This is a genomic window from Corynebacterium sp. CCUG 61414 (assembly GCF_024453945.1).
GTDB lineage: Bacteria > Actinomycetota > Actinomycetes > Mycobacteriales > Mycobacteriaceae > Corynebacterium > Corynebacterium pseudogenitalium.
The window spans coordinates 239,260-251,957 of the sequence record NZ_JAGPYU010000002.1 but is presented as its reverse complement, the minus strand read 5'-3'; the positions used below and the strand labels follow the sequence as shown (position 1 = coordinate 251,957).

9 protein-coding genes and 1 pseudogene are annotated in these 12,698 nt (G+C 60.4%); 8 read left to right on the top strand and 2 right to left on the bottom strand.

The features are described from left to right. The first annotated feature begins 3 nt into the window (after window positions 1-3). Window positions 4-585, top strand: coding sequence for a molybdenum cofactor guanylyltransferase (locus tag KBX14_RS03430; RefSeq protein WP_256041845.1), 582 nt, complete (start codon window positions 4-6; stop codon window positions 583-585). A 7-nt stretch (window positions 586-592) separates the two neighbouring features. Here KBX14_RS03430 and KBX14_RS03425 read toward each other — a convergent pair whose 3' ends face one another. Beyond that, the gene (locus tag KBX14_RS03425) at window positions 593-1,081 is read right to left on the bottom strand and encodes a molybdopterin-binding protein (RefSeq protein WP_070362628.1); all 489 of its coding nucleotides are present in this window, start codon (window positions 1,079-1,081) and stop codon (window positions 593-595) included. A gap of 215 nt (window positions 1,082-1,296) precedes the next feature. On the opposite strand from KBX14_RS03425, the gene KBX14_RS03420 reads away from it, so the two are divergent. From KBX14_RS03420 to KBX14_RS03390, 7 genes and pseudogenes are all read left to right on the top strand, one after another. Continuing rightward, complete coding sequence (locus tag KBX14_RS03420; RefSeq protein ID WP_256041844.1) at window positions 1,297-2,586, top strand: MFS transporter; 1,290 nt, start codon at window positions 1,297-1,299, stop codon at window positions 2,584-2,586. Window positions 2,587-2,642: 56 nt separating this feature from the next. Next, window positions 2,643-6,377, top strand: a complete 3,735-nt coding sequence (locus KBX14_RS03415; RefSeq protein WP_256041843.1) for a nitrate reductase subunit alpha — start codon at window positions 2,643-2,645, stop codon at window positions 6,375-6,377. Next, a pseudogene (narH, locus tag KBX14_RS03410) lies at window positions 6,377-7,957 on the top strand (nitrate reductase subunit beta); the annotation flags it as partial. The gene KBX14_RS03415 and the pseudogene narH, both read left to right, overlap by 1 nt. 143 nt (window positions 7,958-8,100) lie before the next feature. Continuing rightward, complete coding sequence (gene narJ / locus KBX14_RS03405; protein ID WP_256041840.1) at window positions 8,101-8,796, top strand: nitrate reductase molybdenum cofactor assembly chaperone; 696 nt, start codon at window positions 8,101-8,103, stop codon at window positions 8,794-8,796. Between the two features lie 15 nt (window positions 8,797-8,811). Next, window positions 8,812-9,570 (top strand): respiratory nitrate reductase subunit gamma, encoded by a 759-nt coding sequence (gene narI, locus KBX14_RS03400; protein ID WP_070362631.1) that lies wholly within the window; start codon window positions 8,812-8,814, stop codon window positions 9,568-9,570. 120 nt (window positions 9,571-9,690) lie between these two features. Continuing rightward, entirely contained in the window at window positions 9,691-10,476 is a 786-nt protein-coding gene (modA, locus tag KBX14_RS03395; RefSeq protein WP_070362632.1) for a molybdate ABC transporter substrate-binding protein, read from the top strand. A gap of 22 nt (window positions 10,477-10,498) precedes the next feature. Continuing rightward, window positions 10,499-12,436 carry an ATP-binding cassette domain-containing protein gene (locus tag KBX14_RS03390; RefSeq protein WP_256041839.1) on the top strand — a complete coding sequence of 646 codons (1,938 nt, stop codon included), beginning with the start codon at window positions 10,499-10,501 and terminating at the stop codon, window positions 12,434-12,436. Here the strand turns inward: KBX14_RS03390 and KBX14_RS03385 are convergent. Further along, on the bottom strand, window positions 12,433-12,687 hold the full coding sequence (locus tag KBX14_RS03385; RefSeq protein ID WP_070363540.1) for a MoaD/ThiS family protein: 255 nt from the start codon (window positions 12,685-12,687) through the stop codon (window positions 12,433-12,435). The two genes, KBX14_RS03390 and KBX14_RS03385, sit on opposite strands and share 4 nt — an antisense overlap. Window positions 12,688-12,698 lie beyond the last annotated feature (11 nt).

Genomic DNA, 12,698 nt, shown 5'->3' with positions numbered 1-12,698 from the left:
GGCGTGCGAAGCGTGCAACACAAGTGGGAGGATGTTGGCGTCATTGTGCTCGCTGGGGGACGCTCGACACGAATGGGCGCCGATAAAGCCCAGGTGAAAGTGAATGGCACCCGCCTCGTTGATGCGGTGTGCGCCCGCATTCCTGATGATGTGCCGCGCATCGTCGTCAGTCCGAAACCGCTGGGAATGCCTACGGTGAGTGAGGATCCGCCGTTCGGGGGTCCCGTCGCAGGGATTGCTGCAGGGCTCTCGCGTATCGACGCCCCCTTCGTCGCTATCGTCTCCGTCGACGCACCACGATCCCCTGAACTGATCCCGGTACTCTCTCGAGCCGCTCGCGACGGTGCGGACGTTGCGGTCGTTGAAGCTGCGGATGGGTATCTGCAACCGTTATGTGCGGTGTGGAACCGGGCCTCCTTAGTAGCTGCACTCGACGCTGCGGGCTCACGCGACATTCCCGCGAAGCGCCTCTTCGACGCGGTTGAGCACGTAGTACGAGTCCAGGGCACTGGCGCTGAGCGCGACTACGATACGCGGTTGGAACTCGACGAGCTTGGGGACGTCGAGTTTCCCGCTACCGAGTAGCGTCTGGTTAGCGAACCCACTCTGTCAGACTAGGCCACAGCGCAAGGATGACACCGAGGGTGTCTCGCACGCCACCGTGCGAACTCGGGGCGTTGACGATGAGGCTTGCACCAGGCTCCCGGGAAGTGAGACCAATGAGGCCTCGGCAAAGTCCGGCGCGCGGTGAATGCTCCAGCCCGTCGATCAGTACTTGGGTTTCGATGCCGTGGAGCCGTGTGGAGATGAACTCTTCGCTTACTTCAGGGGTGAGGTTGCGCGGTCCGAGCCCGGTGCCACCGCAGGTAAGGATGAGCGAGTTTCCATCCTTCACCGCCTGTGCCATTGCGTTCCGGAGCGCTTCGTCACCTTCCGGGACGATCACCGGCTGCGTGACCTGGAATCCGGCTTCAGTGAGCAGCCGGGTGGCTGCGGGGGATGCTTTGTCTTTTCGCTCGCCCCCGAAAACCCGGTCCGAAACGACGATAACTATCGCTGTGGGGTCCGTAGTTGTTTCCATGAAGTGTTCCTTCCCTGCGCAAATACCAGCATCTGTACAAATCGCCGAATTAAGACACATATATGTTGCGAAATTATACACGACTTTTTTCGTGGATAAGTTGATAGTAGCAGCTCACTGCTACTATTCTTAATATTAGTTGCGGGTTTTTCTGACATTTTTATTCACCCGGAGCATGTAGACCTTTATTGTATTTCTGAAGAGGATTTCACTCCATGTCCAAGCTTGACACTTCCCAACGGGTACTCACCGGTTGGGACGCTGAAGATCCAGAAAAGTGGGACGCTGGCATTGCATGGCGCACACTTTGGATCACGACGATTTCGATGTTCTTCGGGTTCGTCACCTGGTACATCGTGGCGGCGATTGCGCCGCGGCTCAATGAGATCGGGTTCGACCTCACTGCTGCACAGCTTTACTGGCTTACTGCAGTCCCAGGACTGGCAGCTGGTATCTTCCGCCTGATTTGGATGTTCTTGCCACCAGTTCTTGGTACCCGAAAGCTCATTACGCTTTCGACAGCACTCTTCCTCATCCCACTGGTCGGCTGGTATTTTGCGGTCCAGAGCCCCGAGACTTCATACGCAACCCTGTTGATCCTGTCCTTCATGACAGGTATCGGCGGCGGCATCTTCTCTGGCTTCATGCCGTCGACGGGGTACTTCTTCCCGAAGGCAAAGTCCGGTACAGCGCTCGGCCTCCAAGCCGGCCTGGGCAACCTCGGCATGTCCTTCGTACTGTTGCTGGCGCCTTGGCTGATCGGCATCACCATGATCGGTTCCATTGAGGCATCGGATGGCTCTGGCGCAGCAATTAACGTGCACAATGTCCCAGCGTTCTTCGTCCCTTGGGTCATCATCATGGTGATTGTGTCCTGGCTGATGCTGAAGGACGTTCCGGTCAAAGCAAACTTCCGCCAGCAGATCGATATTTTCGGAAACAAGAACACCTGGATCCTCACCATCATTTATGTAATGACGTTCGGTGCACTTGCCGGGTTCGGCGCGCAGCTTGCTCTGTTGATGAAGAACTCCTTCGGTGAGAACGCGACGAAGCTGCTCGGATGGGCGTTCATGTACGCCCTGCTTGGTGCGCTGATCCGCGCACTGTGGGGCCCACTGTGCGACAAGTACGGCGGTGCAATCTGGACGTTCGTCGCCGGTGTCGGCATGACCGTCACCACTGCAATTGCCGCAATTTTCCTTGCCCGCGGTGGCGACGCCGCAGCACCGTTCTTCTACACGATGCTTGCCATGTCTGTCTTCGCTGGTATCGGCAACGCCGGCACGTTCAAGCAGATGCCGATGATCCTGCCGAAGCGACAGGCAGGCGGTGTCATCGGCTTCACCGGCGCAATCGCCGCGTTCGGCCCGTTCATCGTCGGCGTGCTGCTCACGCTGATGAGCGCAACAACGTTCTTCTGGGGCTGCGTGGTCTACTTCATCTTCGCTACGGCACTCGCATGGATCTACTACGCCCGTCCGAACGCTCCGTTCCCTGGTTAACATCCATTTCATTCACGACCCCGTTTTCTCACTTTCATCCAAGGAGATTGTGAACCATGACTGATGCGACACAGTCCAACCCGCTGTTTAAACTTGGTGGGTTCGTTCGCAAAGGCGACGTCACGCCTTCCGGCCAGCAGATTTTCCTCGAAGGCGGCCGACAAGCCGACGTGTTCTACCGCAACCGTTGGTCCTTCGACAAGATGGTGCGCTCCACACACGGTGTGAACTGCACCGGTTCCTGTTCCTGGAAGGTTTACGTCAAGGATGGCGTCATCACCTGGGAATCCCAGGCGGTTGACTACCCGACTACCGGCCCTGACTTCCCAGAGTACGAACCTCGAGGGTGCCCGCGTGGCGCATCCTTTTCCTGGTACACCTACTCGCCGACGCGCATCCGCTACCCGTACGTGCGTAGCGCGCTGCTGGAGATGTACCGCCACGAAAAGAAGCAACACGACGGCGACCCTGTCCTCGCCTGGCGTGCGATCCAGGAAGACCCAGTCAAGCGTCGCGCCTACGTCGGTGCCCGCGGCAAGGGCGGCCTGGTGCGCGTTGCCTACGAAGAGGCCGTCGAGATCGCTGCAGCAGCACACGTGTACACCATCAAGCAGTGGGGCCCGGACCGCATCGCTGGCTTCACAGTGATTCCTGCGATGAGCCAGGTCTCCTACGCCGCCGGTACCCGTTTCTTGGGGCTGATCGGTGGCGCGATGCTGTCCTTCTACGACTGGTATGCAGACCTGCCCCCTGCCTCCCCGCAGACGTTCGGCGATCAGACGGATGTGCCTGAGTCGGGCGACTGGTTCAACTCTTCCTACCTGATGATGTGGGGCTCGAACATCCCGGTGACCCGTACGCCGGACTCACACTTCATGACCGAGGTGCGTTACAAGGGCACCAAGATCGTCGTGGTTTCCCCGGACTACAACGATGCGGCGAAGTTCGCCGACGAGTGGATGCGCATGTCGCCGGGCACCGACGGCGCGCTCGCCTTCGCGATGGGCCACGTTATCTTGAGCAAGTTCCATGTAGCGCAGCAACCGCAGTACTTCATGGATTACATGCTCAAGTACACGGATGCGCCGTTCCTGGTAGAGCTTGATCAGCTCGAGGACGGCACCTTGGCTCCAGGCAAGTTCCTCACCGCAGACAAGCTTGACGACGCCTCCCTGGCCAGCAGCGATAACGCACAGTACCGTCTGCTCAACATTGAAGCGGACGGTACCGTTGTCGACCCAGGTGGCACTATCGCGGACCACTACAAGACCGATCCGGGCAAATGGAATCTCCGCCACGATAACGCGAACCCGGTGATGTCCATGGCGGATACCAACTCCTACGGCACAGCCGAGGTGTGCTTCCCACGCTTCGACATGGATGCCTCGCGCGAGGCTTTGGACTCGGACGGTCCTATCGGCGCTGGCGTCTACCGCCGCGGTGTTCCGGTCCGCGAGGTCGCAGGCCGCACCGTCACCACCGTGTACGACCTCATGCTGGCGCACTACGGTGTGAACCGTCCGTCGCTGCAGCTGCCTGGCTCTTGGCCGGCTGACTTTAACGACGCCTCTGAGGTCGGCACGCCCGCATGGGCAGAAGAGCTGTCGAGTGTTCCGGTTGCGCAGATCGAGCGCATCGCTACAGAGTTCGCGCAGAACGCGCTGGACTCGAAGGGCCGCTCCCAGATCATCATGGGCGCGGGCGCGAACCACTACGTCCACGCGGACTCGATCTACCGCACTTTCCTTGCGCTGACTTCTATGTGTGGCACCCAAGGTGTCAACGGCGGCGGTTGGGCGCACTACGTGGGTCAGGAGAAGCTGCGCCCTCAGTCGGGCTGGAGCCAGTACGCGTTCGCGAATGACTGGAACCGTCCGCCGCGCCACATGATCACCACCGGGTTCTACTACCTGACCACGTCCCAGTGGCGGTACGATAACTCGAAGGCTTCCAGGATGGCCTCGCCGCTGGCTCGTAAGGGCGCGTCGGAAGATAAGTTCCTGTCGGAGACGCTGGTCGAGGCCATGAAGCGTGGCTGGATGCCGTCGTATCCGCAGTTCAACCGCAACCCACTGCTGCTTGCTGAGCAAGCGAAGGAAGCGGGCATGGATGTGAAGGACTACGTCGTCGACCAGCTCGAGTCGGGTCAGATGGAGTTCGCTGCTGAGGATCCGGATGCTCCGGAGAACTGGCCTCGCATCCTGCTGAACTGGCGCACGAACCTGATGGGTTCTTCGGCAAAGGGTACCGAGTACTTCCTGCGCCACATGTTGGGGGTTGATTCGGATGTCTCCGCGGAAGAGCTGGCCGAGGATGAGCGCCCGAAGTCGATTCGCTGGCGCGAAGAGGCACCGATGGGCAAGCTCGACCTGATGATGACTACGGACTTCCGTAACACCTCGACCACCCTGGTGTCAGACATCGTTTTCCCTGCGGCCACCTGGTACGAGAAGAACGACTTGTCCACGACGGATATGCACCCGTTCATCCATACGTTTAACGCTGCGATCAACCCGCCGTGGGAGGCCCGCAGTGACTGGGAGATCTTCCGCGATATGTCCGACGCTGTTTCCCGCATGGCCGGCAAGTGGCTGGGAGTACAGACGGACATCGTCACCGCGCCTATCTCCCACGACGCACCGGACGAGATCAACCCGAACATGGCGAACGGCGTGGTGCCCGATATCAAGGAAGTCGGCATGATTCCGGGCCAAACGATGGCAAAGCTGGTCCCGGTTGAACGCGACTACACCAAGGTGTTCGAGAAGTGGATGTCTTTCGGCCCACTGACCGAGAAGGCTGGTACGAACGTACACGGCACGCCGTTTAACGTTGAAAAGCAGGTTGGTGAGCTCTTCGGTATGAACGGCGTCGCTGAGACTGCTTCAGCAGGCGACCGCCCAGCATTGAACTCTGCGGTGAAGGCCGCACAAGCGATCCTGCACCTGTCCGGTGTGTCCAACGGCGAAGTCGCACGCAACGGTTTCGAAAACCTGGGCAAGATGCTCGGTTCGGACACTAGCGAGTTCTGGGAAGGCACCGAGGACGCCCAGATCGTGTGGGACAAGGTCAAGGAACGCCCGCAAGAGGTCATCACCTCGCCGGAGTGGTCTGGGGACAAGCGCGATGGGCGTCGCTACACCGCGTTCTCGCTGAACCTCGCGATGGACAAGCCCTGGAACACGCTTTCCGGTCGCATGCACTACTTCATCGATCACGACTGGTTCATTGACTACGGCGAGCAACTCCCCGTGTTTAAACCTCCGCTTGACCGCATGCGTCTTAATGGTGAGACCCGTCCGGGCGAGATTCTCAAGGGCGAGGACGGCAATCCAGAGATCACGGTGCGCTACCTCACCCCGCACAATAAGTGGTCGATTCACTCGCAATACTTCGACAACCTTCATGTTTTGTCCATCTCCCGCGGTGGCCAGGTCGTCTGGATGTCGGATGCGGATGCTCAGAAGATCGGTGTCAAGGACAACGAGTGGGTTGAGCTCTACAACCGCAACGGTGTTGTCTCAGCGCGTGCTGTGGTCACCCACCGCATTCCGGAAGGAACGGTCATCATGAACCACGCGCAGGAACGCACAGTGGGCACACCACTGAACGAGCGTTCCGGCCGACGTGGCGGCACGCACAACTCGCTGACCCGCATCACCATCAAGCCACTGCATGTGGCTGGTGGCTACGGCCACTTGACCTACGGATTCAACTACATCGGCCCAACCGGCAACAACCGCGACGAGGTTACCCGCATCCGTCGTCGCTCCCAGGAGGTGCAGTACTAATGCGAGTTATGGCGCAAATTGCCATGGTCATGAACCTGGACAAGTGCATCGGATGCCATACGTGTTCGGTGACGTGTAAGCAGGCATGGACCAACCGTGAAGGCACGGAGTACATCTGGTTCAACAACGTTGAAACCCGTCCCGGTGTGGGCTACCCACGCTCGTGGGAGGACCAGGACAAGTGGAAGGGCGGCTGGAAGCTTGACGGCAGCGGCAAGCTCAAGCCACGCCAGGGTGGACGTATCAAGCGTCTGGCCACTATTTTCCACAACCCGAACATGCCGACGATCGAGGACTACTACGAGCCGTGGACCTATGAGTACGAGAAGCTCATCAGCGCCCCAGCTGGCCAGAAGACGCAACCGACGGCTCGGCCGAAGTCGCAGATCACTGGCAAACCGATCGACACGATCTCCTGGTCTTCGAACTGGGATGACAATCTTGGTGGTTCGACGGCAACCATGGACGATGACCAAGTCCTGGAGAAGATGAACCTGGAGGTGAAGAAGGAAATTGAAGAGTCCTTCATGTTCTACCTCCCGCGCATCTGTGAACACTGCCTGAACCCAACGTGTGTGTCTTCCTGCCCGTCAGGCGCGATGTACAAGCGCACTGAGGACGGCATCGTCCTGGTTGACCAGGACAGCTGCCGCGGCTGGCGCATGTGCGTCTCTGGCTGCCCGTACAAGAAGGTGTACTTCAACCACAAGACGGGCAAGGCCGAAAAATGTACGCTGTGCTACCCGCGCATTGAGGTCGGCCAGCCGACCGTGTGCTCGGAGACATGTGTGGGGCGTCTGCGTTACCTTGGCGTACTGCTCTACGACGCGGACCGTGTTGCAGAGGCGGCGTCGACACCCGATGAGAAGGACCTGTTTGAGGCGCAGAAGTCGCTCTTCCTCGATCCACGCGACCCTGAGGTCGTCCGCGCGGCGACCGAAGAGGGCATCCCGCACTCTTGGATCGAGGCGGCGCAGAACTCCCCGATCTACGATCTGATTTTCACGTACGGTGTGGCGCTGCCGCTACACCCAGAGTTCCGCACACTGCCGATGGTGTGGTACATCCCGTCGCTGTCGCCGATCGTCGATCAGGTGACCAAGACTGGTGCTGACGGCGAAGACCACAAGGTACTGCTCAGCGCGATCTCCAACATGCGTATCCCGCTCGAGTACCAGGCTGGCCTGTTCACTGCAGGTGACACCGTCCCAGTCGAGCTTTCGCTGCGTAGGCTCGCCGCGATGCGTTCCTACATGCGCGACATCAACCTAGGCCAGCCGACGAACGAGGCGATTGCAAGCGCCGTCGGTATGACTGGCAAAGACCTGGAAGCGATGTATCGCCTGCTGGCGATCGCCAAGTACGACGACCGCTACGTCATCCCGACCACCTCGCCGGAGACCCCGCGTGGTGTTGCCTCGCTGGATCCGTTTGGCGGCGTCGACCCTGCCAGTGGCGACCTGATGGCCAACCTGGGCATGGGTGCGCCGAGCGCCTGCCACGAAGAGGCAGACAACGCGCAGCCTGGCAAGGTGTCACTCATGTCGTGGACCGGCGACCGCCCTGACGCGATGTTCCCCACCGCGCTGAAGACTCGCGAGCCGAAGACTGCAAGCGAGAACTACCGCCCTGCTGCTCCGGAAGCATCGACTCCAACGCCGAACCCGGTTGAGGAAGGACCGAGTGCTGACGGCAACATCGCGCGACGCGAGGGTGAGCAGTAATGAGCACCCGAACCCAAATCGGGGTTGTACCCGAGGACCTAGTGGCACCAGTGGCGTGCGATACGCAGCAGCGTCAGATCGCAGCGATGGCGCTCAGCCTCACGTTGCGGTACCCAGAAGAGGAGTTCTTCTCCACGCTGGAGACCGTCGAGGAGCAGCTCGGGCTGCTTCCAGCCCCTGTTGCTGCAGAAATCGCGGAGTTCATCGGCAGGGCACGTGGCCTCGGACTCCTGCCGCTCCAGGAGCACTACGTCGAGACCTTCGACCAGCGGCGTCGCTGCGCGCTGCACCTCTCCTACTATTCGGTTGGTGATACCCGCCAGCGCGGTGCCGCGATATTGGCGTTTCGTCAACAGTTGGCAGGTCTAGGTATGGAAGAGATCTCGGAGGAGCTCCCGGACCACCTTTGCGTCGTCCTGGAAGCGCTTGCGTTCGCTGACTCCGACTCCCAACAGCACGCCTTAGAGATGATTGCCGCGCACCGAGACGGCCTCGAGGTGCTGCGTCACGCTCTGGTCGGACTGGGTAGCCCGTACGCTCACTTGCTCACGGCTGTGTGCATGTTGCTGCCCAGCATTGACGAGGAAACTATCGCTCGCTACATCAACCTGATTCGCCAGGGCCCTCCTGCGGAGATGGTCGGTATTGAAACTACTCCCCTGCCGTTTCCAACGGCTTCTCCCAACCACAGTTAAAGGACTGAACTCACTATGACTGGTATTGAAGAATTCCTGTGGGTGGCCTTTCCCTGGTTGGCCATCGCTGCGTTTGTCATCGGCATTATCTGGCGCTGGCGTTATGACCAGATGGGCTGGACTACCCACTCGTCACAGATTTACGAATCGAAGTTGCTGCGGCTTTCCTCGCCACTGTTCCACTGGGGCATGGTCTTCGTGGTCATTGGCCACCTCATGGGCCTAGCGATTCCGAAGACTTGGACCCGAGGCATGGGCATCAGCGACCATGCCTACCACCTCATCGCAACGATTCCTGGCACGATTGCGGGTATCGCCGTGGTGTTGGGGTTGCTTGGCTTGCTCTACCGTCGTGTGGTCAACCGTTCGGTGTTCTTATCGACGGCCACCTCCGACAAGTTCATGTATGTGTTCCTGACAATCGCAATCTGCTCCGGCTTTATCGCGACCGTCTCGACGCAGGTCTTCGGTGTGCCCGGCGGCTACGATTACCGCGAAACGATTTCACCGTGGCTGCGCCAGCTGCTGATTTTCAACCCAATGCCGGACCTGATGGTGCAGGCTCCGTGGCAGTTTAAGGTCCACGTGCTTGCTGGCTTCACCTTGATCGCCTGCTGGCCGTTTACCCGACTTGTCCACGCGTTCTCGGCTCCGGTCGGCTACTCCACTAGGCCGTACGTGGTCTACCGCTCGCGCGGTGAAGAGGTCCAGGGCCGCCGCTCTGAGGCCCAGTGGGAGCCGATCCGCTCGAACGGACGTCAATTGAAGCGCTAGTGCTTCAACCCGCTCGCCAGTGCTGCCCCCGGAGCTCTTCTTCCGGGGGCATTCTTCGTGTCTACCCCTTTTTTAAGATAATTTATATTCATATTCAAACCACTACTCGAAGGAGTTCTCATGCGCTCTACTCGCCTTGCCACATTGTTCGTGGCTGCCCTGGCCGCGACCGGTCTGACCGCCTGCGCCGGTGGCACCGATTCCGAAAGCGCCGCCTCAAAAGCACCGACCGCTGAGGCACCCAGCGACCTCATCGTGATGGGCGCGGCTTCCACGCGCGTACTCAACGAGGACCTTTCGGAAATGTCGGAGAACAACCTCGAGTTCGTCAACGCCGGCTCCTCTGACCTGGTGCAGCAACTGAAGGAGGGCGCACCTGGTGACGTGTTGATCACAGCTGACCAGAAGAACATGGACAAGGCTGTCGAAGCGGGCGTCGCAAAAGACCCGAAGGTAGTGGCGACGAACTCGATGGTGCTCGTGGTGCCGAAGGGCAACCCAGCGGACATCAAGAGTGTCGAAGACGTACAGAAGGACGGCGTGAACTTGGTCGTCTGTGACGCCCAGGTTCCTTGCGGCTCCGTGACCAACGAGCTCGTGACGGCGAACAACCTCACCATCAATCCGGTGTCCCTGGAACACAGCGTGTCTGACACCTTGGGCAAGGTTGTCTCGGGCGAGGCTGACGCAGGCTTTGTGTACCGCACCGATGCTGCTGCCGCTGGCGATGCTGTGGAGGTCCTCGATATCCCTCACGCTGACGAGAAGCCGAACTCCCTCGTCGCCGCTGTAACCACCAACACCACCGACGAGGCTGCCGCGCAGAATCTCTTCGAACTGCTTGCAAGCCCAGAAATGGCCGTGGTGTGGGAGAAGTACGGCTTCACCCCTGCTGCGCAACAGTAACCACCGGGTAGAGTCCGTATTCATGCAGCAATCAACGCTTCGCCAGGCCCCACGCCAGACACCAATGTTGGTGTGGGGCCTGGCGCTTCTTGCACTCGCCGCCATTGTGCTGCCGATCCTGGCGCTTGGTGCACGTGTGCCATGGGACCAGCTCGGTGAGATCCTTGCCTCCGCATCGACACAGCAGTTGCTCCGCGTCACGCTGCGCTCCGCTGTCCTGGCGTGCGTCATCACACTCCTGCTGGGCACACCGCTTGCGCTATGGATGCAACACTTGCGACGAGGTGCAGGCCTTGCGCGAGTACTCGTGCTACTTCCGCTAGCGATGCCGCCGGTCGTCGGTGGTTTAGCGCTCAGCGCGTTTCTCGGACGCCGAGGCTTGGCTGCGCCGCTGTTGGACGCGCTGCATATTCAGTTCGCGTTCGCGTTTCCGGGTGTCGTCGCTGCACATGTGTTCATTGCGCTGCCGTTCGTTGTCATCACACTTGACGCGGCGCTGCGGCAACTCGATCCGGAGATTACATACTCGGCCGCAGGCGTGGGGCTGAGCCCCTCGACGATTACTCGCAAGATAATCCTACCTGCAATCGCGCCCTCACTCGTCTCTGCGGCCGGGCTAGCGTTTGCGCGCTCGCTCGGCGAGTTCGGCACCACGTTGACCTTCGCCGGCTCGATGCCTGGCACCACGCGCACCATGCCGTTGGGCATCTATATTGCCCGCGAAGTGGATCAGGATGTCGCGTATGGGCTATCAGCCATCCTCATCGCACTGGCGGTGCTCACGCTTGCCGCATCGACGCTGCCGACGGTCTTCCTGTCGCGTACGCGCTCCCGTGAAGTCGCTCGCGCTACCCACGAGGTGGACACGGAACGGCTGCGCCTACTGACAAGCCCCGAGGACGGGGGCGTACCCGTCGTCATCGGTGAAACAACGTTCCCTGCGAACGCCACGACGGCGCTCATAGGCTTGAACGGCTCGGGGAAGACCACGTTGGTTGGCAGGATTGCAGGGCGCCTCGGCGGTTTGCGCACCTTGATCGGCGACCGCGTGGTTGATGCGGGCACGTCGTCGAGCAAGCTTGTCCCGGCGCACAAACGCGGAGTTGTGTTGCTTACCCAGAACCCCGGTCTGCCACCTACGTCGACCCCACTGAAGGCTGTCGCGATGGTCACTGGCAGCAAACAGCGCGCACTTGAGCTGCTGACCTCAGCGGGCCTGTGCGACCTTGCCGACGTCCCCGTCCGTGCTCTCTCTGGCGGTCAAGCATCGCAGGTGTCGCTAGTACGAGCGCTCGCCCCGCGCCCCCGCGTGCTAATTCTTGACGAGCCACTCGCTGCGATCGACGTGAACTCTGCGCATCACTGGCGCCAGGTACTGCGGGCTACAGCGCACGACCGCACCACGATCGTGATTACGCACAACCCATTGGACGTGGCCAACCTTGCGGAATACGTTGCGGTAATGGACCGAGGCAACGTCATCAGCCTGCAGCCGACGGCCGAGGAGCTCAAAGTTCCGGCGACGCAGTTTTCTGCACGGCTCGCTGGCGTGAACTGGTTGCCCGCTAGCGTGAACTGGATTCCAGCGCACATGGTGGGTGCCGCGCACCAAGGTTCCGTTGCGTGCGTGGCAACCACAGTCGGTGAGCTCACCGGTGTCGCCTCAGAGCAGTGCGAACAGCATGAGCATGCCGTCGTAGTCTTCGCGCCGCAGGACGTCTCGCTGCACGTCCCAGCCGGAGCAGCGCCGGGAGATTACAACTCGCTGGAGGCCACCGTGGCCACAGTCGATGTCAGTACCTCGGGTGGCCTCACTGTGGAGCTCGACGTCCACGGTGCGGTTGTGGCGCTCCCGGTCCAGCGTCAGGAGGCACTCGATGCGGGCATTGAGCCCGGCGCATCTGTAACGTGCTACGTCAAAACGGATGACATCGCCATCTACCCAAAGCCGACGGATTAGCCCCCAGCGAACGGTGGCAAGACATCAACGCGCTCAGCGGACTCGAGCGAGTCAGTCTGCTGGGCGCGTTTTCCGTCGATCAGGAAGGTGCAGCGCGCCAGGATGTCTGCGAGCGTTTGGCCTGCGTCGGTGGTGCCGTTGTGGCGCGAAGCGGCGTCGGCAAGCAGTTCCTGCAGTGTGGCAAAGTTCCCAACTTCTTCCTGTGCGACGCCTGTGGCCGCGCGTGCGGCGGCAAAGTAGTGAATTTGCATGTCGTCCATGG

Excerpts from the sequence above, each read along its gene's own strand:
- narI (WP_070362631.1), top strand. The coding sequence starts at position 8,812 with ATGACTGGTATTGAAGAATTCCTGTGGGTGGCCTTTCCCTGGTTGGCC.
- KBX14_RS03420 (WP_256041844.1), top strand. The coding sequence starts at position 1,297 with ATGTCCAAGCTTGACACTTCCCAACGGGTACTCACCGGTTGGGACGCT.
- narJ (WP_256041840.1), top strand. The coding sequence starts at position 8,101 with ATGAGCACCCGAACCCAAATCGGGGTTGTACCCGAGGACCTAGTGGCA.
- KBX14_RS03425 (WP_070362628.1), bottom strand. The coding sequence starts at position 1,081 with ATGGAAACAACTACGGACCCCACAGCGATAGTTATCGTCGTTTCGGAC.
- KBX14_RS03415 (WP_256041843.1), top strand. The coding sequence starts at position 2,643 with ATGACTGATGCGACACAGTCCAACCCGCTGTTTAAACTTGGTGGGTTC.
- KBX14_RS03390 (WP_256041839.1), top strand. The coding sequence starts at position 10,499 with ATGCAGCAATCAACGCTTCGCCAGGCCCCACGCCAGACACCAATGTTG.
- modA (WP_070362632.1), top strand. The coding sequence starts at position 9,691 with ATGCGCTCTACTCGCCTTGCCACATTGTTCGTGGCTGCCCTGGCCGCG.
- KBX14_RS03385 (WP_070363540.1), bottom strand. The coding sequence starts at position 12,687 with ATGCAAATTCACTACTTTGCCGCCGCACGCGCGGCCACAGGCGTCGCA.